Consider the following 20863-nt stretch of genomic DNA (forward strand, 5'->3'; position numbering starts at 1 on the left):
GCGCCCGGCGACCTCGCCCAGCGTTCAGGTTGCCTTCTTCTTGATCCGTGCCCTTGCCGCGTTTCTGCGCCGGGCGATGCGGCTGAGGCTGATCTGGATCACCAATTCATCGATGCTGTTGGGATCGTAGTCCTCGAACCACTCTTTGAGCTCGACATGGTCAGGATGGAGTGGATCACCGAGGATTTCGAGCTTCTCGTAAAACCCGGAGAGACCACCGCAATCTTCCGGCGGCGCGCTGCCCTCGCCAGCCACGAAACGCGGATACTCGATGTCGGGATCTCCCTGGCGGATGTTCGTGAGGACCAGCCGGTGCTGCCAATCATCGCCAAAGTCGTAGACGTAGGTCATGGCGGTCTGGCCTGGCGTCAGCACATCACGGAGACGAACCTTCCCCGCCTCGACACGCGGTTCTGTGCCCCAATCCTCGTCCATCGGTAGGCCGTATCGTCGCTCGCCGATTGTGAACTCCCAGAGGTGGTAGTCGAACCAGCCCATCGCCGCCTGGATGGCCTCATGCATGGCTTTCAGCGTCATGGAGGTCGGCACCTCGACCTGGCGCCAGATCAGCGGATCACTATCGCATAGCTCGATTCGCATGGTGCAAATCTCGTTCACGCTTGCGGTCGCAGCCATGGTGCCTCTCCTGCCCACGCACCCAGTCTGTCAGGCGCGTCCCGTAAATTCCAGGGGAGCCATTCGTCCAGCCGCGAGGCTGATTGGCGGGTGATCCTGAACAGCGATGGTTGCTGTTCGCCCCTCTTGGATGGGCATGCTCCACTCCAACTCGGCCGCATTTTCGCCGCAAAAACTCTAGGATTTCTGCGGATTTCAGCCTGGCTGGTAAATCGCCCAAGTCGCCAGCTTTGGAGAATTTCGCGCCTGAGAGAGCGATTTTCGGGTGTCGTTGCGACTCAGCAACCGCCAGCCATCGCGCAAAAATGGCGGAAAACCTGCGCCACACGACGACGGCCGCTGCGGGGGAGAGGGGTTAGGGGAATTGAAACTGGCGTCCCGTACGGGATTCGAACCCGTGCTGCCAACGTGAAAGGCTGGTGTCCTAGGCCTCTAGACGAACGGGACAGTCAGTGGCGCGGGAATAGGGGCGAAGCGCGTGCAGGTCAATCCTGCCGCGCCGCCCCCATCTTCAACGCTGATTCTCACCCCTTGAACTGCCCCGCCCCGTCAATGTCGATCACCGTGCCGTTCAGGTAGCCGCCACGCGGCGAGGCGCCGAAGACCGCCATCTCCGCGATCTCGCGCGGTTCGATCGGGCGGTCGAAGGGCAGGCCCGTCACCATCTCGGGCCAGCGGTTCGGGTCGCCCAGCGCCTGCTCCGCCCGCCAGCGCGCCTGGGTCTCCATGCGCTCGGTCCGCGTCACCGCCGGGTTGATGCCGAAGACGCGCACGCCATCCTTCTGCGCGTCGAAGCCCACCGCGCTGGTGAAGGCGATCAGCGCCGCATTGCCCGCCGTGCCCGCGATATAGGCCGGCTTCCAGGCCCGCCCCGCCATGCCGATGATGTTCACGATCACACCCGATTTCCGCGCGCACATGCTGCCCATGTAGAGCTGCGTCAGGTGGAAATAGCCGAAGACCTTGAGCTGCCAGGCCTCGGCCCACCGCTCCATCGAGATGTCATGGATGCCGCCCGAGGGGATGGCGCCCGCATTGTTCACCAGGATGTCCGCCTCCGGCACCGCCGCATGCAGGCTCGCGCGATCCTCGGGGCGCGAGAGATCGGCGGTGATCGCCTCCACCCGCACCTGGTACTTCGCCCGCAGCGCGGCGGCGGCCGCATCCGGCTGGCGCGCGGCGAGGACGATGTCACACCCCTCCGCCGCGAAGGCCTCCGCACAGGCATAGCCGATGCCCTTGGACGCGCCGGTGACGACCACGCGCTTGCCCCTGAGTTCCATGTCCATCCGGCTAGTTCCCTTCCCGTGCCGCGCGCATCGCACCCGCCAGCGCGGCGTTGTCGTGGCTCACATCCTCCAGCGCGCCATCGCGATCCGCGGGCGGCCGGTTCTGCGAGAGCTTCCGCTTGCCGATCAGAGCTTCGATCGTCAGCACCACGCCGACAATCCCCTTGAGCTGCCCCGCGATGAAATCCGCCGGCGCGTCGGAAACGGCCCAGCGCGCCGCGCGCGGCGCCTCGTGATGATCCGTCAGGGTGGAGACGATCTCATGCAGCCGGCCCGCATCCTCGACGATCTCGATGGGGCCATGGGCGTGCACCGCCTCGTAGTTCCAGGTCGGAACCACGCGGTGATGCTCGGCCTTGGAGGGGTAGCTGGAGGGCGAGACATAGCCCTCCGGCCCCGGGAAGATGGCGATGGCGCGGCCCGCCTCGCGCAGCGCCTTCCAATGTGGATTGGCGCGCGCCAGGTGGCCGACGATGCGCGTGCCATCGGTCAGCAGCGGCAGATGGGTGACGTCGGGAACGCCGGAAGCGCCATTGCTGACCAGCAGCGGCAGGCGCGACGAGCGCATCAGGCGCAGCAGGACCTCCGGGCGGTCCTCGCGGAAGGCGGGGGGCGTGTACATGCCTCCCAGCCTAGCAGCGTTGCGGAAGGCTTACAGCCCGCCGCCCTTGCGGCCCGCCATGGCGCCGAGGCGCAGGCGCAGCGCGTTCAGCTTGATGAAGCCCTGCGCGTCGAACTGGTCATAGGCACCCTGGTCATCCTCGAAGGTGACGTGCTTCATCGAATAGAGGCTGTTGGGCGACTGGCGGCCGGTGACGATGACATTGCCCTTGTAGAGCTTCATCCGCACCGTGCCCTCGACCGAGGCCTGCGAGGTGTCGATCAGCGCCTGCAGCATGCGGCGTTCCGGGCTGAACCAGAAGCCGTTGTAGATGCACTCGGCATAGCGCGGCATCAGGCTGTCCTTCAGGTGGGCGGCCTCGCGGTCGAGCGTGATGCTCTCGATCGCGCGATGCGCCTGCCAGAGGATGGTGCCGCCCGGCGTCTCGTAGCAGCCGCGGGACTTCATGCCGACGAAGCGGTTCTCCACCAGGTCGAGGCGGCCGATGCCATTCGCCTTGCCCAGCGCGTTCAGCTTGGTCAGCAGCGTGGCGGGGCTCATCGCCTCGCCATTGATCGCGACCGGGTCGCCATTCTTGAACTCGATGGTGATTTCCGTCGCCACGTCCGGCGCATCCATCGGGCTCAGCGTGCGCTGCCAGACCATCTCCTCCGGCGCGTCCCAGGGCTCCTCCAGGATCTTCCCCTCGGAGCTGCTGTGCAGGAGGTTTGCGTCCACGCTGAAGGGGGATTCGCCGCGCTTGTCCTTGGCGATGGGGATCTGGTGCTGCTCGGCGAAGGCGATGAGCGCGGTACGGCTGGTGAGTTCCCATTCGCGCCAGGGGGCGATGATCTTGATGTCGGGCTTCAGCGAATAATAGCTGATCTCGAAGCGCACCTGGTCATTGCCCTTGCCGGTCGCGCCATGGGCGACGGCATCGGCGCCGACGGCCTCCGCGATCTCGATCTGCCGCTGGGAGATGAGCGGGCGGGCGATGGAGGTGCCGAGCAGATACTGCCCCTCATAGAGGGCGTTCGCGCGGAACATCGGGAAGACGAAATCCTTCACGAAGGTCTCGCGCAGGTCGTCGATGTAGATGTTCTCGGGCTTGATGCCGAGCATCAGCGCCTTGTCCCGCGCCGGGCCCAGCTCCTCGCCCTGGCCGAGATCGGCCGTGAAGGTCACGACCTCGCAGTTATAGGTGGTCTGGAGCCACTTCAGGATGACGCTGGTGTCGAGCCCGCCGGAATAGGCGAGCACGACTTTCTTGACGTCCTTGACGCGCATGGGAGGGCAACCTTCTCGCGGAACGAAATTGTGCGGAGGTGGATGCCAGCGGATGGCGGGCGGGGCAAGGTGCAGAGGTGGAGGGTCCGGCTAGCGGCGCTCCCCTCGCGTGACAGCTTCTCGCTCCAACTCGGCGAGCGTTGTGGGCGCCTGCTTCCCTCCCTCAACTACCTCGTTGATGAGCTCTTCCCGCCAGACTATTCCCAATTGAGCTTCAAAATCTCGTTCGCCAACATGGCGCCCAGAGTAAATACCCATAAATGTGGCCTTTCGAGACCGAACCAACCCAATTGATACTGGCTCCATTGGCTCGACGAATATGACAGGAGAGCCTGACATACCTGGTCTCCCGGCAGTATCAATCAAAAACGCGGGCTTTCCTCCGATCAGAAAATCCATCTCGCTTGCAACAGAAGCCCGCTTCCAGATAGGAAAATGGTCTGTTTGGTTCATGCCGAACGGAAAGCCAATTACAAATAAATCATCACCCATCTCTCGCCTTGGACCAAAATACTGAAATCCAGAGATAAGCTCCTTCGAAAGCGTTCCTCTAACCCCCCCTGCTTCCCATATTACAGTTTTCAATCCGCTATTTCCAAAAAAATCGCGTCTATCTGCGATCTTGATGGCACCTATATCAACATCTGAACCGAAAACCGGATGTTCAAGCCAATTTGCGTGTGACGGTGACAGCGTATTGACAGAGATGGAATACCATTCGATTTGAGTGGGGTCGGCATTACTTATAAATCTTGGATAGAAAATTTCGTCCGGGATTGTGGAATGTGATTTATCAAGAGGTTGAAAGGTCTTTGTGTGTCGACCAGAAAACACATGCCAATTGGAGATGAGATAAAAGCCGTCCGCGGCATGCCAAAAAAAGCCGGTTGCAGTGGAAATTTCCTGTCCGGCCATGCGAAGCTTTAGTGGAACTGATCGGCGCGACCACTCATCAACTGTGACCAAACCCATCCTACGATCCCTCCCAATCCTCCACCACCAACCCCACCACCCGGCCAAACTCCGCCCCATTCCGCGTCACCAGCACCAGCCCCCGCGCCACGGCCTGCCCCGCGATCAGCACGTCATAGGGCCCGATCGGCGCCCCCCGCGCCGCCAGCGCGGCCCGGATTTCCCCCGCCGCTCGCGCATCCTCCCGGCTGAATTCCAGCACGCCGAAGCGCAACCCCTCCACCACCGCGAGGTTCCGTTCCACCCGCGCGCTCCTGAAGGCGCCGCAGAACAACTCGTGCATCACGATGGCGGAGACGAAGACCTCCGCCGGCCGGCATCGCCGCAGCCGCAGCCCGATGGGCGCGGCGGGATCCTTCAGCACGGCGATGACGGCGTTGGTGTCCAGCAGGAAGGCCATCAGCGGAACAATTCATCCAGCCCCGGCCGTGCCTGCGCGTCAGGCTGTTCCAGCGCGGCCTGCGCGGCATCCGCATCCAGCGCGCCAGCCACGCCGTCGAGCCAAGCCCAATCCGGCGCCACCGGTTCCAGGATTACAGCGTTGCCCTGGCGGCGGATGCGCACCGCCTCGCCCTCGAAGCGGAATTCCTTGGGCAGCCGCACCGCCTGGGAGCGGCCGGTCCAGAAGAGCTTGGCGGTGTCCATGGCAGGTGCTCCAAAAGATACCTACCAAAGATAGATACCGCAGCCGGCCACTTCAAGCCGCGCGTGGCCCCTGGCCCCGCACCCACACCGCGAACACCGCCATCCCCGCCGCCGCGATGCCAAACGCCCCCGCATAGCCCGTCGCCGCGATCACGCCCGCAAAGATCAGGCTCCCGCTCGTCTGCCCCATGAAAAGCGCCATCGCGAAGGCCGAAACGGCGGTGCCGCGCGCCTCCGGCATGGCTTCCGTCGCGCGGGCCTGGAGTACGCCGTGGAAGCTGTAGAAGCAGAAGCCCAGCAGCAATTGCAGCGTCAGGATCACGCCCCAGCCCGGCGCCACCGCCGTCAGCGCCAGCCCGGCCGAGAGCCCCAGCCCGCCCCAAAGCAGCAGCCCCCGCTCGCCAAACCGCCGCACCATCCGCCGCGCGATCTGGGTGTAGGCCAGCGCCCCCAGCCCGAAGGCGGCCACGATCAGCCCCGCCTCCCCGGCGGACAGCGAAAAATCCTCGATGAGGAAGGAGGCGATGAAGGGAAAGGCCCCGCCGAACAGCAACGCGCCGTCCAGGAAGGCCGCCAGCAGCAGGCGCCTTGCATTGGGGTTCCGCAGCAGCCGCGCATAGGCCATCAGCCCGGACTGCCCCCGCGCCCCATCCGGCGTGCCGCGCCACATCTGCGGCCCGAGCCGCGCCGCCAGCAGCAGCCCGATGGAGGCGGTGAAGCAGCCAAAGACGAGAAAGCTCGTCTGCCAGCCGAAATGCTGGCCGAGAATGCCCGAGACGGGCCCCGTCAGCATCTGCGCCATCACATTGCCGATCAGGAATTGCCCGATCACCGCCTGGCGCTCGTGATAGGGCACCGTGTCGCCGATATGCGCCAGCAGCAGCGGGATGACCGCACCCGCCACCAGCCCGCCCGCCGCGCGCAGCAGGGTCAGCTGCGTCAGGCTCGTCGCGAATTCCGCCAGCACGGTGAAGCTGCCGAACAGCATCAGCGCCACCGCCGCCACCCGCAGCTTGCCGAGGCGATCGCCCAGCGGCCCCACGGCCACCTGCCCGCCGCCATAGGTCAGCATGAAGGCCGCGATAAGGATGGCCACGCCCGAGACCGTCACCCCGAAATCGGCGGCCACCAGCGGCAGCAGCGGATCCATGATCCGCATGCCCGAGCCGGAGGCGAAGCCCGCCAGCGCCACAAGCCAGATCGAAACGGAAGGCGCCGCGCTCAACGGAATGGGGTCTGGGGCCCGTGGCCCCAGCCGCCGGAGGCCCTTTTCTTCACGCGCCCCGCTTCGCCCGTTCGGATTCGGTCTTGAGCTGCCCGCAGGCGGCCAGGATGTCCCGCCCGCGTGGCCGGCGGATCGGGCTGGAATATCCCGCATCATTCACGATGGCGGCGAATTTCCGCAGCGCCTCGGGCGTGGAGGTCTGGTAGGGCGAGCCGGGCCAGGGGTTGAACGGGATCAGGTTCACCTTGGCCGGAATGCCGCGCAGCAGCCGCACCAGCTCATGCGCCTCGGCCTCGCTGTCATTCACGCCGCGCAGCATGACGTATTCGAAGGTGATGCGCCGCGCGTTGGAGGCACCGGGATAGCGGCGGCAGGCACCCAGCAGCTCGGCGATGGGGTATTTGCGGTTCAGCGGCACGATCACGTCGCGCAGCTCATCCCGCACCGCATGCAGCGAGACGGCCAGGTTCACCCCCAGCTCCGCGCCGCACTTGTCCATCATCGGCACCACGCCCGAGGTGCTGAGCGTGATCCGCCGGCGCGAGAGGGCCACGCCCTCATGATCCATCAGGATGGTCAGAGCGCGGGCGATATTCTCATAATTGTAGAGCGGCTCGCCCATGCCCATGACGACGATGTTGGAGAGGCGCCGCCCTTCCTCGCCCTTGGGCGTCGGCCATTCGCCGTAGGAATCGCGCGCCGCGAGGAACTGGCCCACGATCTCGGCCACGCCCAGGTTGCGTACCAGCTTCTGCGTGCCGGTGTGGCAGAAGGTGCAGGACAACGTGCAGCCCACCTGCGTCGAGATGCAGACCGAGCCGCGGTCGCTCTCGGGGATGTACACGGTCTCGACCTGCTGCCCGTCGCGCCACTGGAACAGCCATTTCCGCGTGCCGTCGGTGCTGGTCTGCTCGGTGGTGATGCCGGGCCGGCCGATGACGAAACGCTCCGCCAGCTTGGCCTGCAGCGGCTTGGCGATGCTGTTCATCGCGGCGAAATCGCGCACGCCCTGGTGGTAGATCCAGTGCCAGAGCTGCTTGGCGCGGAAGGGCTTCTCGCCGATCGCGGCCATTTCCTCGGCCAGTTCCTCGCGCGTCAGCCCCACCAGCTCGCGCCGGCCTTCGGCGTCCACCATGGGCGGCGGCGCGAAGAGCGCGGCCTTGGCGAGGATTCGGTCCCGCTCGGCCTCGGTGAGCCCGTCGCTGGCAGCGACGCGGGAATGCGGGGTGAAGGCCTTGCTGGCGCTCATCGCCGGGCCGGGGGCGGGCATTCCCGGCCGATCGCCTCATAGGCCTGGGTGAAGCCGGCCAGCGCGAAGGTGTCGGTCGCCTGGCCGCGCCCATTGGGACCCGGGCCGCGATGCACCGCCTCCCGCCCGCCGCGCAGGGCCGCCACAACGGCGCGGCCATCGCGGGCGAAGGAATTGTCGCTGGCGGTGAAGAAGGCGAACTCATTCTGGCCGACGAAGAGCTTCGTCTCGGCCCCGCGCGGGAAGTTGTAGCCCGAGCGCACGGCCACCTGGTCCCGCCCGCCGGGGCGGTGCGTCACCAGCAGCATGACGTTGTTGGCATCGCGCCCCCCCACGCCATCCAGGCTGCGGGCGCGGGTGAAGGCGTAGCAGACCTTCTGGCCGCTCTCGGTATGGGCGGCGGCGGTCCAGGACTGGTAGTCGCCCAGGCGTGAGGGCCGGGGCGACTGCGGCGCGGCGCGGTTGGCCTGCTGTGCCTCGGCCAGCGGCGCGATGAGCAGCAGCAGGGTGGCAGGCAGGAGAAGACGGCGCATGGCGCTCCTTACGAGCGGGCGGGGCGCATCGCAACGGCGAAGCGCGCAACCCTGCTCACACATCCTGCTCCATGGGGCCGATCAGCCCTCTTCCTCGCGGTCGGACTCGACTTCGATCTCGGCGTCGATCGCGTCGTCCTCGTCCTCCAGCTCGTCCGCATCCTCGACGCCGGCATCCGCCTCCACGTCGTCCAGCTCCACCTCGTCCCCATCCACCTCGGTGGCGGCGGCGGCGCGCTTCTTGAGCTTGTCGTCCGGGGTGATGTTGGCCGAGCGGCGCAGGCGCGGCTGTTCGGCCGGCTGCTCGGTGCCGCACTTGGGGCACACGGCCGGCACCTTGGCCATGTCGTAGAACTTGGCGCCGCAGGAGACGCAGACGCGCTTCAAACCGAGATCAGGCTTTGCCATGGAGCCCTCTGTTCCTTTTGCCCACTCCCCGACGGGAGGGCGGGGCGCATTGCCACGGGCCGCGCATCGGTGTCAAACCCTCTCTCATGTCCCATGGTTCCGACCCCACCCCGCTGCGCTCCCTCCCGGCCCGAAAGGGCCTCTCCGGGCGGTTGTCCGTGCCGGGCGACAAGTCCATCAGCCACCGCGCGCTCATGTTCGGCGCGCTGGCCATCGGCACCACCGAGATCGAGGGCCTGCTGGAGGGCGAGGACGTGTTGCGCACCGCCGCCGCCATGCGCCTGCTGGGGGCCGAGGTCGCGCATCTGGGCCCCGGCCGCTGGCGCGTCGCCGGCCGCGGCATCGGCGGCCTCGTCGAGCCGGCCGATGTGCTGGACATGGGCAATTCCGGCACCGCCGCGCGGCTCATCTGCGGCCTGCTGGCCGGCCACCCGATCTTCGCCGTGATGACGGGTGATGCCAGCCTCCGCCGTCGCCCGATGAAGCGCGTGACCGAGCCGCTCGCCGCCACCGGCGCCCGCTTCTGGAGCCGCGAGGGCGGGCGCCTGCCGCTCGCCATCCAGGGCGCGCGCGAGCCGCTGCCGCTGGACTACACGCTGCCCGTCGCCTCCGCCCAGGTGAAGAGCGCCTGCCTGCTGGCTGGGCTCTGCGCCCCGGGTGTCACGCGCGTGGTGGAGCCGGAAGCGACGCGCGACCACAGCGAAAACATGCTGCGGCATTTCGGCGCGACGGTGCGCGTCGCCGCGCAGGGCCATGGCCGCGTGATCGAGCTGGACGGCCAGCCCGAGCTGCGCGCCGCCCCCGTGATGGTCCCGGGCGACCCCTCCTCCGCCGCCTTTTTCGTCGTCGCCGCCCTGATCGTGCCGGGCTCGAAGCTGGTCATCGAGAATGTCGGCCTCAATCCGCTGCGCACCGGCCTCTTCCAGTCCCTGCGCGAGATGGGGGCGGTGCTGGAGGTGGGCGCGCCCCGCCTGGAGGGCGGCGAACCCGTGGGCGACCTCACCGTCAGCGCAACGGGCCTCACGGCCGTGGACGTGCCGGCCGAACGCGCGCCCAGCATGATCGACGAATACCCCATCCTCGCCGTCGCCGCCGCCTGCGCCACCGGCACCAGCCGCTTCCGCGGCCTCAGCGAGCTGAAGGTGAAGGAAAGCGACCGCCTGACCGGCACGGCCGAATTGCTGCGCGCCGCCGGCGTGGAATGCGCGATCGAGGGCGATGACCTGCTGGTCCAGGGCTGCGGCGGGCCGCCCCCGGGTGGAGGGGTGGTGGCCACCCAGATGGACCACCGCCTGGCGATGAGCGCGCTGGTGCTGGGCCTGGCCTGCCGCGACCCCATGCGGGTGGATGACGGCGCGTTCATCGCCACCAGCTTCCCGAACTTCATCCCGCTGATGAACCAGGCGGTCGGCGCCGAGGCCATCGCGACGGCATGAGCCGGCCGCTCATCATCGCGGTGGACGGGCCGGCGGCGGCCGGCAAGGGCACGCTGGCGCGCCGCCTCGCGGCCCATCTCGGCCTGCCCTATCTCGACACGGGCCTGCTCTACCGCGCCACCGGCCGCCGCGTGCTGGATGCGGGGGGCGACCCCGCCAACCCGGCCGATGCGACCGCCGCCGCCGAGGCGCTGCAACCCGCAGACCTGGATCGCGGTGACCTGCGCGGCCCGCCCGCGGATGCGGCGGCGAGCCAGGTGGCCGCCATTCCCGGCGTGCGCGCGGCGCTGCTCGATTTCCAGCGCCGCTTCGGCCAGGCGCATGGCGCCGTGCTCGACGGGCGGGACATCGGCACGGTGGTCTTCCCCGGGGCGCAGGTGAAGCTCTTTGTCACCGCAAGCCCTGAGGAACGCGCCCGCCGCCGCCATGCCGAGCTCGCCGCGCGCGGCGCGGCCCCGCCGCTCGAACAGGTGGCGGCCGAGATGGCGGCGCGCGACGCCCGGGATTCCGCGCGGGACGTGGCGCCGCTGCGCCCGGCGCCGGATGCGGTCACGCTGGATACAAGTGCTCTGGACGCCGAGGCCGCCTTCGCCGCCGCGCTCCGAATCGTGGAATCCTCGGGCTTTCGGTGAATTTCCCTTGACGCTCCGCCCAACTCGGCGGATGTAGCGCCTGTCATGGCCTGATCAGGCCATTGGCCGGATTGGGGTGGACCGACACGCGCCCCGGACCCGGCGGTCGCCCTCCCCCCTGATGATCAGGAATTGGCGCCGCAAGCCGTGATGCACCGCCATGGGCGGGGCGTGGCGCAAGACCGGCATGCGGGGCGCCGCCCCGCACAAGACCCAGGACACAAACTCTACATGGCAAGTGCCAACAGCCCCGCCACGCGCGCGGCTTCCGAAGATTTCGCCTCGCTCCTCGATGAGATGCTGGGCGCCAACACCGGCTTCGCCGGTTCCGTCGTCACCGGCAAGATCATCCGCATCGATGATGACTATGCCGTCGTGGATGTCGGCCTGAAGAGCGAAGGCCGCGTTCCGCTCAAGGAATTCGCGCCCCAGGGCATGAAGCCCGAGGTGAAGCCCGGCGACGTGGTGGACCTGTTCGTCGAGCGCTATGAGGACAAGGACGGCTCGATCGTCCTGTCGCGTGAGAAGGCGCGCCGCGAGGAGTCCTGGACCAACCTCGAGAAGGCCTTCGCCGCCAACCAGCGCGTGAATGGCGTGCTGTTCGGCCGCGTGAAGGGTGGCTTCACGGTTGATCTCGGCGGTGCCGTCGCCTTCCTGCCGGGCAGCCAGGTGGACATCCGCCCGGTGCGTGACGTCGGCCCGCTGATGGGCCAGTCGCAGCCCTTCCAGATCCTGAAGATGGACCGCGCCCGCGGCAACATCGTCGTCTCCCGCCGCGCCGTGCTGGAAGAGACGCGCGCCGAGCAGCGCGCCGAGCTCGTCCAGGGCCTGAAGGAGGGCATGGTGCTCGACGGCGTGGTGAAGAACATCACCGATTACGGCGCCTTCGTGGATCTGGGCGGCGTGGACGGCCTGCTGCACGTGACCGACATCGCCTGGCGCCGCATCAACCACCCGAGCGAGGCCCTGACCATCGGCCAGCCCGTGAAGGTGCAGGTGATCCGCTTCAACAGCGACACCCAGCGCATCAGCCTCGGCATGAAGCAGCTGATGTCCGATCCGTGGGATGGCGTCGCCATCAAGTACCCGGTGAACGGCAAGTTCTCCGGCCGCGTGACGAACATCACCGACTACGGCGCCTTCGTGGAGCTGGAAGCGGGCGTCGAGGGCCTCGTGCACGTCAGCGAGATGTCCTGGACGAAGAAGAACGTTCACCCCGGCAAGATCGTCGCGACCTCCGAGCAGGTGGACGTGCTGATCCTCGACGTGGATGAGCCGAAGCGCCGCATCTCGCTCGGCCTCAAGCAGGCCCAGGGCAATCCGTGGGAGCTCTTCCTGCAGAACCACCCGCTGGGCAGCGAGATCGAGGGTGAGATCCGCAACATCACCGAGTTCGGCCTGTTCATCGGCGTGGGCCCGGATGTGGACGGCATGGTCCACCTCTCCGACCTGAGCTGGGACGTGCCTGGTGAGACCGCCATCGCCGGCTACAAGAAGGGCGATGTGGTGAAGGCCAAGGTTCTCGACGTGGATGTCGAGAAGGAGCGCATCTCGCTCGGCATCAAGCAGCTCGCCGCCGACCCGGCGGCCGAGGTCCTGGACAAGGTGAAGAAGGGCGACATCGTCACCTGCACCGTGACCAAGATCGAGGCCAATGGCATCGAGGTGAAGATCGACGAGGTGCTGACCGGCTTCATCCGCCGTGCGGAGCTGGCGCGCGATCGCCAGGACCAGCGCCCCGACAAGTTCGCCGTGGGCGAGAAGGTCGATGCGAAGATCACCGCCGTGGACCGCGCCGCCCGCCGCCTCTCCCTGACCGTGAAGGGCAAGGAGATCGAGGAGGAGCGCGAGGCCGTGAAGGAGTTCGGCACGGCCGACAGCGGCGCTTCGCTGGGCGACATCCTGGGCGCGGCCATCCGCCGCCGCCGCGAGATGGCCGGCGAGGAGTAATCCCGCGCGGCTCGCAGCCGCTCGGAACGGGAAAGGGCGCCCTGCGAGGGGCGCCCTTTTTTGTTGTGCGCGGCCTGGAACGGGTCGAAAGCGCATCGAATGGCGAGACAAAAGACTCAATTGCGAGACTGATCCGAGGTTTGCGGCAAATTCATTAACGAGCCTCGGATTGCGGACGAAACTGACTCGATGAATCAGGATTTTTGCGGGAAATGTGGCATTTGATACCGTTTAATGAAATTTATTTTTTTAAAGACACACCAAAAGCTGAATTTCCCTTGGCGAGTTCGCGTCATGGTGGTAAATCTCCACACGCAAAACGTGTGGAGATCCCCTGGAAATGCGTATCCTTCTTGTCGAAGATGACCGCTCCGCCGCCCGCGGCATCACCTTCCAGCTCCAGCAGCACCGGATGGTGGTGGACGTGGCCGATTGCGGGGCCGAGGCCCTGGAGCTCGCCCGCCTCTACGACTACGACGCGGTGGTCGTGGACCTGATGCTCCCCGACATGGAGGGGTATGACGTGGTCACCAAGCTCCGCGCCTCGCGGATCGAGGCGCCGGTGCTGATGCTCTCCGCCGTGGCGCGGACCCAGGCCAAGGTGCGCGGCCTCTCGGTCGGCGCCGATGACTACCTGGCCAAGCCCTTCGAGCCGGAGGAGCTGGTGGCCCGCCTGCAGGCGATGATCCGCCGCTCCAAGGGGTTCAGCCAGCCGCGCATCCAGATGGGCCCCCTCTCGCTCGACCTCGGCGCAAAGGAGGTTGCGGTCCAGGGCCGGGCCGTCCACCTGACCGGCAAGGAATACGCCATCCTGGAGCTGCTGCTGATGCGGCGCGGCACCGTCCTCTCCAAGGAGAACTTCCTCGACCACCTCTATGGCGGCATGGATGAGCCGGACAGCAAGATCATTGACGTCTTCGTCTGCAAGCTCCGCAAGAAGCTGCAGACGGCCGGCGCCAACAACGTGATCGGCACGGTCTGGGGCCGCGGCTACATCATCCGCGACGCGGCGGGGAACAGCGCCGCCGCCCGCTCGGGCCTGGGCGAAAGCCGCCTCGCCACCGCCTGACGGCTCAGGCGATGGCGCGCTCCGGGGCGGGAGCCGAGAGATGCGCCCCGCCCGCCCGCAGCGCCGCCTGCAATTCCGCGATGGGCACCGCGCGCGGCGCCACCCCCCGCGCCACCGCCAGCGCCCCCGCCACCCCGGCCGCCTGGCCCGTCATCCAGCATTGCGGGATCTCCCGCAGGAAGGAGTGGCTGTTGGCATCGCAGCTCAGATGCCGCCCTGGCGCGAGAAGCCCGTCCAGCGCCGCCGGCACCAGCGCGCCATAAGGCACCGAGACATTGGGGAATTTCGGCGAAAGGCTGGGCGAGACGCCGATCTCATCCGGCCAGACCCGCCCGTCCCAATCGCCCCGCGTCACCGCCGCCACGCCTGTCAGACGCCGCGCATGCCGCACGCCGAGCTGCGGCGCCGAGAGCATCATATAGGCGTGCTCGAAGCCCGGCGCGCCCTCGCGGTACAGCGCCAGATGCTCCGCCATCAGCCGGTGGCTCTGGATCTCGACCGCCGTCAGGTCATCCACATCCACGGCGGAATAGCCGGAGAGGCGCGGGCCCATGAACAGCGCCACATCCTCCCGCCAGGAGGCGAAGGCCTTGTCGAAGAAGCGCGTCCGCTCCCGCCCGCGCTGCAGGAAGGCGCTGAACTGATCGGGGTGTTCCGTCCGCCAGCGCTGGTAGCGCGGCATGTTCACGCCGCCGAAGAGCCAGCTCGTGTTCATGCAATGATGGATGTCGCGCTCATCCACATCGTCGTTGAAGGCGGCGCCGGCGCGGGCAAACAGATCGCCATCGCCCGTCGCATCCACCGTGACCCCGGCCAGGATGGCGCGCCGCCCCTGCTTGGACTCGAAGAAGACGCCGCGCACCGCGCCGCCCTGCACAATCGGTTCCGCGCCCCAGGCATGGAAGAGCAGCTCCGCCCCGGCCTCCAGCACCATCTCCTGCGCGGCGAGTTTCATCGCCTCCGGGTCGCAGGTGGGCGAATGGGTCACCACGCCGTGGAAGGCGCTGGTCCGCGCCGCCCACCAGGCGGCTGTCGCGGCATCCCGCGCACCCCAGAGCGCGGGGGAGGGGCCGTTCACGGCGCCCTGGGGCAGCCGGTCGAGAAACTCCTCCGCGAAGCCGCGGATCACGCGCTGGCCGGACCAGTCCGTCATCCGGTCGATCCAGATCACCAGCCCGCCGGTGGAGAGCCCGCCCAGATGGTTGTGCCGCTCCAGCAGGATGGTCCGCGCCCCCTGTCGCGCGGATGCGACGGCGGCGGCCACGCCCGAGGGCCCGCCCCCCACCACCAGAACGTCGCAGCGCGCATGCAGCGGGATGTCGCGCGCGGGCTCCGGCACCGCTTCTCCTGTGGGGATGCGGCGGCTGCGCCTCGGGTCCGCCGCGAAGGTCTCGCTGCGGAAGAAGAGGCGTCCGCCTTCTTTCTCTGGCGTGTCGGACATGGCGACGCGCAGCATAGGCCGTCTTGCCCACAAGGATAGGCTTTGGCAGAGACGGCGGGTGCTTCGCCTCCTGCCCTTGCTGGCCTTGCTCGCCGCCTGCGCGGCCCCGCCGCCTGTGGCGACGCTGCCCGAGCCGTTGAGCTACCCGCCCGCCGCGCGTGAGCGGATGCTGCGCCTCGCCCTCGGGGAGTGGCAGGATTGGGGCTGCATGACCGTGGGCCTGCCCGGCCCCGCCGCACTCCCCTGCACGCCCACCGAGCCCGCCCGCCCCGAAAGCGCGCCCGAGAACTTCCCCCGTGTGCTGGCCTATTGGCGCAGCGTGCCGCAATCGCACGAGGCGATCCCGTCCAACCGCGCCCGCTACCAACGCGCCCTGGCCGGCACCGGCGGCGGCAACCTGTGGGCCGAGCCCTTCTGGTCCGCCGCCTTCATCTCCTGGGTGATCGGCGCCGCCGGGGTGGATGCGCCGGAATTCGCGCCCGATGCCGCCCATGCCCGCTACCTCGACCACCTCGACGCGCTGGCCGCCGCCTGGCCCGTCCAGGCGCCCTTCCTGCCGCGCGACCCGGCCCTCCATGCCCCCGCTCCCGGAGACCTCGTCTGCCGTGACCGCTCCAGCCGGCCGCTGCGGAACTGGGCCGAGCGCGCGGTCGAGCGCGGGCGCTTCCGTCCCATGCATTGCGACATCGTCGTCCATGCCGCCCCTGGCGTGGTGGAGGCGGTGGGTGGCAATGTCAGCGACAGCGTGGCGCTCATGCGCTGGGCGACGGATGGGGAGGGGCGGCTGCTGCCCGATCCCCGGCCGTTTCTCGTCATCATGGAAAACCGCCTCGGCCGCACGCCGCCTTTCAATCTCCAGGACCTCCGCTCATGACCGACCTGTTCAGCCCGCTCACCCTGCGTGGCGTCACCTTCCGTAACCGCATCGGCGTCTCGCCCATGTGCCAGTACTGCGCGAATGAGGACGGCAAGCCGACCGACTGGCACCTCGCCCACCTCGTCTCCCGCGCGGTCGCCGGCCCGGGGATGGTGATGACCGAGGCGGCGGCGGTGACGCCCGAGGGCCGCATCAGCCCGGGCGACCTCGGCATCTGGAGCGATGACCAGCTGCCCGGCCACCAGCGCCTGGTGGCCGCCATGGCCGCCATGGGCACTGTGCCGGCCATCCAGCTCGCTCATTCCGGTCGCAAGGGCAGCCGCCTTCCCGCCTGGGAAGCCGGCCCCGCCGTGCCGGGCTGGGAGGCGCTGGCCCCCAGCGCCACGCCCTTCCAGGGCTATGCCACCCCGCGCGCGATGAGCGAGGCGGAGATCCTCGGCACCATCCAGGCCTTCGCCGATGCGGCGGTACGTTCGGTCAAGGCCGGCTACACCTTCATCGAGCTGCACGCGGCGCATGGTTATCTGGTGCACCAGTTCCTCTCGCCCATCTCCAACCTCCGCAACGATGCCTGGGGCGGTGATTTCGAGGGCCGCACGCGCCTGCTGCGCGAGATCACCCGCGCGACGCGCGCCGTGATCCCGGAGAGCATGCCCCTCGGCGTCCGCATCTCCCACACCGACTGGGTCGAGGGCGGCTGGACCACGGAAGAGAGCGTGATGCTGGCCGAGCAGCTCAAGGCGCTGGGCGTGGACATCGTGGATGTCAGCTCCGGCGGCCTGGATGCCGGCCAGAAGATTCCGCTCGGCCCGGGCTACCAGGTGCCGGGGGCGGAGGCCGTGAAGAAGGGGGCGGGCATTCCCGTCATGGCCGTCGGCCTCATCACCGAGCCGGCCCAGGCCCAGGCCATCCTGGACGAGGGCAAGGCGGACATGATCCTGCTGGCCCGCGCCTTCCTGCGCGACCCCTATTGGGTGGTGAACGCCGCGGTGGCGCTGGGCCGGGTGGATGCGCTGAAGATCCCGCCGCAATATGACCGCGCCTGGGGCAGCCTCGCCAAGTTCAAGACGGACCCGGAGATCGGCAAGCCGCTGCCGGCGCTGTAAGCCTCTACCGGAGGACTTCGAAGAACCCCGTCTCCTCATCCATGCGCCGGTGCTCATCGGTGCGGAAATCGTAGCGGGAGACGATGCCGAGCAGATGCCCGTCCTCCACCACGGGCAGATGCCGGAAGCCGCCATCGGTCATCAGGCGCAGCGCGTCATGCGCGCGGTCATGCGGGCTGAGGCAGCAGGGTTCGGCCGTCATCACCTGGCCCACCAGCGTGCGCTGCGGGTCAAGGCCGACGGCCAGCGCATGCACCGCGTCACGGCCCGTGAAGATGCCGAGCAGGCGCTGCCCGTCCACGATCAGCACGGCGCCCACGCGGCGCCTGTGCATGGCGGCGCAGGCCTCCTGCACCGTGGCGCCAGCGCCGAGCGTCAGGGGATCCTGGTGGCGAACCATCTCCGCCATGGTGCGCGTCTGCATGTCTCGGCTCCTCTTCCTTGCAGGTGATGATGCCATGACAACGCGGAGCGCGCCTTGCGGTGGCGCAATCTCCCGCCCCGATTCACAAAGCTGGCCGGCGCGCGCCGATGCTGCCAGGAAGGGCGCATGGATTCGGTGGACCTGGCCCTGGTGCTGGCCGTGGATGTCTCGGCCAGCGTGGATTTCGAGGAGTTCGCCCTGATGCTGGGCGGCCTGGCCGCCGCCTTCGAGGATACGGACGTGCTCGCCGCCGCCGCCAGCGGCCCGCGTGGCGCGGTGGCGGTCTCGGCCCTCTTCTGGTCCGAGGCGCAGGAGGTGGCGCTGCCCTGGACGCGCCTCTCCTCCGCCGGGGAGGGGGCGGCCATCGCGGCCGCGCTGCGGGACGCCCCCCGCCTGCCGCGGGCCGGCGCCACCGCGCTGGGGGAGGGGCTGGTGGCCGCGCTGACCCTGCTCGGCCGTTGCCCGGCGCCCGCCACGCGCCAGGTGGTGGACGTCTCGGGCGATGGCGCGGGCAATCGCGGCCGCGCCTCGGGCCCGGTGCGGGATGTGGCGGTGGCGGCGGGCGTGGTGATCAACGGCCTGGCCGTGCTGAACGAGGAGCCGGACCTGCTGCAGCACTACGCGGCGGAGGTGATCGGCGGGCCCGGCAGCTTCGCCCTGCCCTGCGCCGACTACGCCGACTTCACCGGAGCCATCGCCCGCAAGCTGGTGCGCGAGATGCGCGGGTCCTCGCCGGAGGCATGACCACTCAGCTCTCCACGCGGATCTGGTTGGCGCGCACCACACCGCCCCAGCGGGCGTAATCCTCGGCCATGATCCGGCCCATCTCCTCCGCGCTGCCGCCGCCCGGCTCTGCGCCGCGCTCGGTCATGCGCGCGCGGATGGGGGGCTCGGCCAGGGCGGCGTTCAGCGCGGCGTTGAGGCGCGTGACGATCTCGGGCGGCGTGCCGCGCGGCGCGAAGAGGCCGGTCCAGGTGTAGAAGGCGAAATCCGGCAGGCCCTGCTCTTCGGCCGTGGGCAGGCCCGGGAAGGCGGGGCTGCGCGTCCTGCCGGTGGCCAGCACGCAGCGCAGCTGCCCGGCCTGCACCAGCGGTGCGACGACCGAGGCGCCGTCGAACATCAGGCTGAAGCGCCCGGCCACGAAATCCGCCATGGCAGGGCCGGAGCCGCGATAGGGCAGCTGCGTCATCTTGGGCTTGCCCAGGCGCTCGCGGAACAGCTCCATCGCGATATGGGTGAGGCTGCCGGTGCTGGTGGAGCCATACTGGATCGAGCCGCGCGGCTGGGCCGCGATCCAGGCGCGCAGCTCCGCCAGGTTGCCGACATTCAGAGAAGGATGTGTGCAGAGAATGAGCGAGGAGCGCAGGATCAGGCCGATCGGCGCCATCTCCCGCGGGTCGATCATCATGCCCTGCATGGTGTGCGGGTTGATCACCATGGGCGAGATGTTGCCCGCCAGCAGGGTATAGCCGTCCGGCCGCGCGGCCATCACCGCCTCGGTTCCCAGGTTCCCGCCCGCCCCGGCCCGGTTGTCGATGATGACGGAGACGCCGAGCGCCTTCTGCAGGCCCGACTGGATGACGCGGGCGGCGAAATCCGTCTGCCCGCCGGTGGGGAAGCCCACGACGAGTGTGATCGGGCGCGTCGGGTTCCACAGGCCCTGGGCGCCGAGCGGGGCCGGAAGCGCGGCCGCCGCGAGGGCCAGGGTGCTGCGCCGGGTGAAGCGCGCCATCATCGTGTCCCCGGTTGCCGGCCTAGCGCGGCGGCTGGGCGGCGCGGGCCTCCGCCAGCTCGCGCCGCGCAGTCTCCAGCGCGGTGCGAAGCTGCGTCGCGGCGGCCTCGGCGTCGGTCACGCGGCCCTGCAACGCCGTGCGCTCGGTGGCGGCGGCCTGGGCTTGCGCCTGGGCCTGGGCCAGCGCGGCCTCGGCGTCGGTCACGCGGCCTTGCAGCGCCGTGCGCTCGGTGGCGGCGGCCTGGGCTTGCGTCTGGGCCTGGCCCTGGGCCTGGGCCAGGGCGGCCTCGGCCGCGGTCAGGCGCTGCTGCAGCGCGGTGCGCTCGGTCGCGGCGGCGGTCAGGCGCTGGTCACGCTGGCCGATCTCGGCGGTCGCGGTGGCCACGGCCTGGGTCAGGGCCGTCTGCGCCTGGGTGGCCACACCCTCCGCCGTCCGCAGCCGCGTCTCCAGCGCCAGGATGGCGGCGCCGCGCTGGTCCAGCTCGGCGCGCATCGCCACGCTCTCGAAGCGCGCGAGGTCGAGGTCGGTCCGCAGCGCCTGGATCTCGGCCGCCGCATTGGCCTCCAGCGCGGCCAGCGCCGCGACCGCCACGGCCAGCTGCTGGCGCGCGGCTTCGGCGCGGGCGGGCGCGGTGGCGGCCAGGCTGCCAGGGGCGGAGCTTTGCGCCTCGGCCATCAGGCGGCAGCTGCGAAGCTGGCGCTCGCCCGAGAAGATGCCGCCGGCCAGGTCGAAGCGCGTGTCGGAGGTGGCGGGGCCGGCGAAGCGCAGGCTCCAGCGCTCATTGCCGCGGCTGCGCTCGATATTGGCGGTCATCTGGCCATTCTCGATGCGCGCGTTGAAGCGGTTGATGTCCTGCGTGCCCTGGGCGTTGCGCGTGTCGCGCGCGCGGGTCGCCGCGTTCTGCGCGATGGGGGCGATGAAGCGCTCGGTGAAGGCGGCCTGGTTGCCGGTGGCGGTGCAACTGATGGTGAACTGCCAGTTGCCGTCATATTCGACGGCGGCGGCGGGTGCGCCCAGCAGCGGCGCGGCGAGAAGCGCCAGTGTGGCCGCGCGCAGCGCCGGCTTGGTGAGCGTGACGTGATGGCTGCGCATCGGCAGGAGCCTCCATGGAAGACGCGGGTCTGGACATCGCCCGCGCGGGAGAGAAGCAGGGAATGCGCCGTCTCACAATCTGGTAATTTCGCCGCCCATGGGCGGCGGGTGGTTTTCCGCCCCCATGGCCGGCGTGCCCCGCGATCAGGCGCCCTTCTGCTCCGGCCTGCCGCCACGGCCCCGGCCGGGGGGGTCGCTCGGGTCGTTGTCGGTTGGCCCGGCCGGCGCGGGCCGGGCGCCGCCCCGCCCCTGGCCGGG

General features: G+C 69.0%; 22 protein-coding genes and 1 tRNA gene. 7 read left to right on the forward strand and 16 right to left on the reverse strand.

The features are described from left to right. Positions 1-24: 24 nt before the first annotated feature. From ACQ860_RS14695 to ACQ860_RS14750, 12 genes are all read right to left on the reverse strand, one after another. Positions 25-636 carry a plasmid pRiA4b ORF-3 family protein gene (locus ACQ860_RS14695; RefSeq protein ID WP_431304085.1) on the reverse strand — a complete coding sequence of 204 codons (612 nt, stop codon included), beginning with the start codon at positions 634-636 and terminating at the stop codon, positions 25-27. Between the two features lie 371 nt (positions 637-1007). Beyond that, positions 1008-1083 (reverse strand) — tRNA-Glu (locus tag ACQ860_RS14700). A 77-nt stretch (positions 1084-1160) separates the two neighbouring features. Next, positions 1161-1925: a short-chain dehydrogenase/reductase gene (locus ACQ860_RS14705; RefSeq protein WP_431304086.1), complete on the reverse strand. Its 765-nt coding sequence runs from the start codon at positions 1923-1925 to the stop codon at positions 1161-1163. A gap of 4 nt (positions 1926-1929) precedes the next feature. Further along, the gene (locus ACQ860_RS14710; protein ID WP_431304087.1) at positions 1930-2547 is read right to left on the reverse strand and encodes an FMN-binding negative transcriptional regulator; all 618 of its coding nucleotides are present in this window, start codon (positions 2545-2547) and stop codon (positions 1930-1932) included. A gap of 30 nt (positions 2548-2577) precedes the next feature. After that, the gene (locus tag ACQ860_RS14715; protein ID WP_431304088.1) at positions 2578-3813 is read right to left on the reverse strand and encodes an argininosuccinate synthase; all 1236 of its coding nucleotides are present in this window, start codon (positions 3811-3813) and stop codon (positions 2578-2580) included. 90 nt (positions 3814-3903) lie between these two features. Further along, complete coding sequence (locus tag ACQ860_RS14720; protein WP_431304089.1) at positions 3904-4728, reverse strand: trypsin-like peptidase domain-containing protein; 825 nt, start codon at positions 4726-4728, stop codon at positions 3904-3906. Between the two features lie 58 nt (positions 4729-4786). Continuing rightward, positions 4787-5185 carry a type II toxin-antitoxin system VapC family toxin gene (locus ACQ860_RS14725; protein ID WP_431304090.1) on the reverse strand — a complete coding sequence of 133 codons (399 nt, stop codon included), beginning with the start codon at positions 5183-5185 and terminating at the stop codon, positions 4787-4789. Then, positions 5185-5430: an antitoxin gene (locus ACQ860_RS14730; RefSeq protein ID WP_431304091.1), complete on the reverse strand. Its 246-nt coding sequence runs from the start codon at positions 5428-5430 to the stop codon at positions 5185-5187. Before ACQ860_RS14730 ends, ACQ860_RS14725 begins: the two co-directional genes overlap by 1 nt. A gap of 52 nt (positions 5431-5482) precedes the next feature. Continuing rightward, positions 5483-6655, reverse strand: coding sequence for an MFS transporter (locus tag ACQ860_RS14735; RefSeq protein ID WP_431304092.1), 1173 nt, complete (start codon positions 6653-6655; stop codon positions 5483-5485). A gap of 49 nt (positions 6656-6704) precedes the next feature. Beyond that, the gene (gene rlmN, locus ACQ860_RS14740) at positions 6705-7904 is read right to left on the reverse strand and encodes a 23S rRNA (adenine(2503)-C(2))-methyltransferase RlmN (protein WP_431305763.1); all 1200 of its coding nucleotides are present in this window, start codon (positions 7902-7904) and stop codon (positions 6705-6707) included. Then, complete coding sequence (locus ACQ860_RS14745; RefSeq protein ID WP_431304093.1) at positions 7901-8437, reverse strand: invasion associated locus B family protein; 537 nt, start codon at positions 8435-8437, stop codon at positions 7901-7903. The genes rlmN and ACQ860_RS14745 overlap by 4 nt, the downstream gene beginning before the upstream one ends. An 81-nt stretch (positions 8438-8518) precedes the next feature. Further along, positions 8519-8845, reverse strand: a complete 327-nt coding sequence (locus ACQ860_RS14750; RefSeq protein ID WP_431304094.1) for a TIGR02300 family protein — start codon at positions 8843-8845, stop codon at positions 8519-8521. A gap of 86 nt (positions 8846-8931) precedes the next feature. Between ACQ860_RS14750 and aroA the strand changes: the two genes are divergently transcribed. The 4 genes from aroA (at position 8932) to ACQ860_RS14770 (ending at position 13932) form a co-directional block, all read left to right on the forward strand. Beyond that, positions 8932-10281 (forward strand): 3-phosphoshikimate 1-carboxyvinyltransferase, encoded by a 1350-nt coding sequence (gene aroA / locus ACQ860_RS14755; protein ID WP_431304095.1) that lies wholly within the window; start codon positions 8932-8934, stop codon positions 10279-10281. Then, positions 10278-10913 carry a (d)CMP kinase gene (gene cmk, locus ACQ860_RS14760; RefSeq protein WP_431304096.1) on the forward strand — a complete coding sequence of 212 codons (636 nt, stop codon included), beginning with the start codon at positions 10278-10280 and terminating at the stop codon, positions 10911-10913. Before aroA ends, cmk begins: the two co-directional genes overlap by 4 nt. Before the next feature lie 231 nt (positions 10914-11144). After that, entirely contained in the window at positions 11145-12863 is a 1719-nt protein-coding gene (gene rpsA, locus ACQ860_RS14765; protein WP_431304097.1) for a 30S ribosomal protein S1, read from the forward strand. A gap of 340 nt (positions 12864-13203) precedes the next feature. Continuing rightward, entirely contained in the window at positions 13204-13932 is a 729-nt protein-coding gene (locus tag ACQ860_RS14770) for a response regulator transcription factor (RefSeq protein WP_431304098.1), read from the forward strand. Between the two features lie 4 nt (positions 13933-13936). Here the strand turns inward: ACQ860_RS14770 and ACQ860_RS14775 are convergent, their stop codons facing one another. Further along, complete coding sequence (locus ACQ860_RS14775; protein WP_431304099.1) at positions 13937-15373, reverse strand: FAD-dependent oxidoreductase; 1437 nt, start codon at positions 15371-15373, stop codon at positions 13937-13939. A gap of 58 nt (positions 15374-15431) precedes the next feature. Here ACQ860_RS14775 and ACQ860_RS14780 point away from each other — a divergent pair, with 58 nt between their 5' ends. Beyond that, positions 15432-16247, forward strand: a complete 816-nt coding sequence (locus tag ACQ860_RS14780) for a DUF2272 domain-containing protein (protein ID WP_431304100.1) — start codon at positions 15432-15434, stop codon at positions 16245-16247. Then, positions 16244-17356 (forward strand): NADH:flavin oxidoreductase/NADH oxidase, encoded by a 1113-nt coding sequence (locus ACQ860_RS14785; protein WP_431304101.1) that lies wholly within the window; start codon positions 16244-16246, stop codon positions 17354-17356. The genes ACQ860_RS14780 and ACQ860_RS14785 overlap by 4 nt, the downstream gene beginning before the upstream one ends. A gap of 4 nt (positions 17357-17360) precedes the next feature. Here ACQ860_RS14785 and ACQ860_RS14790 read toward each other — a convergent pair whose 3' ends face one another. Further along, positions 17361-17780: a CBS domain-containing protein gene (locus ACQ860_RS14790; RefSeq protein ID WP_431304102.1), complete on the reverse strand. Its 420-nt coding sequence runs from the start codon at positions 17778-17780 to the stop codon at positions 17361-17363. A gap of 126 nt (positions 17781-17906) precedes the next feature. Between ACQ860_RS14790 and ACQ860_RS14795 the strand changes: the two genes are divergently transcribed. Continuing rightward, positions 17907-18524: a DUF1194 domain-containing protein gene (locus ACQ860_RS14795; RefSeq protein ID WP_431304103.1), complete on the forward strand. Its 618-nt coding sequence runs from the start codon at positions 17907-17909 to the stop codon at positions 18522-18524. Between the two features lie 4 nt (positions 18525-18528). Here the strand turns inward: ACQ860_RS14795 and ACQ860_RS14800 are convergent, their stop codons facing one another. Both ACQ860_RS14800 and ACQ860_RS14805 read right to left on the reverse strand, forming a co-directional pair. Then, a complete protein-coding gene (locus tag ACQ860_RS14800; RefSeq protein WP_431304104.1) occupies positions 18529-19512 on the reverse strand; it encodes a Bug family tripartite tricarboxylate transporter substrate binding protein in 984 nt (327 codons plus the stop codon). A gap of 22 nt (positions 19513-19534) precedes the next feature. Next, positions 19535-20605 (reverse strand): hypothetical protein, encoded by a 1071-nt coding sequence (locus ACQ860_RS14805; RefSeq protein ID WP_431304105.1) that lies wholly within the window; start codon positions 20603-20605, stop codon positions 19535-19537. Positions 20606-20863 lie beyond the last annotated feature (258 nt).

It is taken from the genome of Sediminicoccus sp. BL-A-41-H5, assembly GCF_050632405.1.
In the GTDB taxonomy this organism is placed as follows: Bacteria; Pseudomonadota; Alphaproteobacteria; order Acetobacterales; family Acetobacteraceae; genus Roseococcus.

What these genes read in the sequence shown, in the direction of transcription:
- ACQ860_RS14695 (WP_431304085.1), bottom strand. Translation starts at nt 636, where the DNA reads ATGGCTGCGACCGCAAGCGTGAACGAGATTTGCACCATGCGAATCGAG.
- ACQ860_RS14705 (WP_431304086.1), bottom strand. Translation starts at nt 1,925, where the DNA reads ATGGACATGGAACTCAGGGGCAAGCGCGTGGTCGTCACCGGCGCGTCC.
- ACQ860_RS14710 (WP_431304087.1), bottom strand. Translation starts at nt 2,547, where the DNA reads ATGTACACGCCCCCCGCCTTCCGCGAGGACCGCCCGGAGGTCCTGCTG.
- ACQ860_RS14715 (WP_431304088.1), bottom strand. Translation starts at nt 3,813, where the DNA reads ATGCGCGTCAAGGACGTCAAGAAAGTCGTGCTCGCCTATTCCGGCGGG.
- ACQ860_RS14720 (WP_431304089.1), bottom strand. Translation starts at nt 4,728, where the DNA reads ATGGCCGGACAGGAAATTTCCACTGCAACCGGCTTTTTTTGGCATGCC.
- ACQ860_RS14725 (WP_431304090.1), bottom strand. Translation starts at nt 5,185, where the DNA reads ATGGCCTTCCTGCTGGACACCAACGCCGTCATCGCCGTGCTGAAGGAT.
- ACQ860_RS14730 (WP_431304091.1), bottom strand. Translation starts at nt 5,430, where the DNA reads ATGGACACCGCCAAGCTCTTCTGGACCGGCCGCTCCCAGGCGGTGCGG.
- rlmN (WP_431305763.1), bottom strand. Translation starts at nt 7,904, where the DNA reads ATGAGCGCCAGCAAGGCCTTCACCCCGCATTCCCGCGTCGCTGCCAGC.
- ACQ860_RS14745 (WP_431304093.1), bottom strand. Translation starts at nt 8,437, where the DNA reads ATGCGCCGTCTTCTCCTGCCTGCCACCCTGCTGCTGCTCATCGCGCCG.
- ACQ860_RS14750 (WP_431304094.1), bottom strand. Translation starts at nt 8,845, where the DNA reads ATGGCAAAGCCTGATCTCGGTTTGAAGCGCGTCTGCGTCTCCTGCGGC.
- aroA (WP_431304095.1), top strand. Translation starts at nt 8,932, where the DNA reads ATGTCCCATGGTTCCGACCCCACCCCGCTGCGCTCCCTCCCGGCCCGA.
- cmk (WP_431304096.1), top strand. Translation starts at nt 10,278, where the DNA reads ATGAGCCGGCCGCTCATCATCGCGGTGGACGGGCCGGCGGCGGCCGGC.
- rpsA (WP_431304097.1), top strand. Translation starts at nt 11,145, where the DNA reads ATGGCAAGTGCCAACAGCCCCGCCACGCGCGCGGCTTCCGAAGATTTC.
- ACQ860_RS14770 (WP_431304098.1), top strand. Translation starts at nt 13,204, where the DNA reads ATGCGTATCCTTCTTGTCGAAGATGACCGCTCCGCCGCCCGCGGCATC.
- ACQ860_RS14775 (WP_431304099.1), bottom strand. Translation starts at nt 15,373, where the DNA reads ATGTCCGACACGCCAGAGAAAGAAGGCGGACGCCTCTTCTTCCGCAGC.
- ACQ860_RS14785 (WP_431304101.1), top strand. Translation starts at nt 16,244, where the DNA reads ATGACCGACCTGTTCAGCCCGCTCACCCTGCGTGGCGTCACCTTCCGT.
- ACQ860_RS14790 (WP_431304102.1), bottom strand. Translation starts at nt 17,780, where the DNA reads ATGCAGACGCGCACCATGGCGGAGATGGTTCGCCACCAGGATCCCCTG.
- ACQ860_RS14795 (WP_431304103.1), top strand. Translation starts at nt 17,907, where the DNA reads ATGGATTCGGTGGACCTGGCCCTGGTGCTGGCCGTGGATGTCTCGGCC.
- ACQ860_RS14800 (WP_431304104.1), bottom strand. Translation starts at nt 19,512, where the DNA reads ATGGCGCGCTTCACCCGGCGCAGCACCCTGGCCCTCGCGGCGGCCGCG.
- ACQ860_RS14805 (WP_431304105.1), bottom strand. Translation starts at nt 20,605, where the DNA reads ATGCGCAGCCATCACGTCACGCTCACCAAGCCGGCGCTGCGCGCGGCC.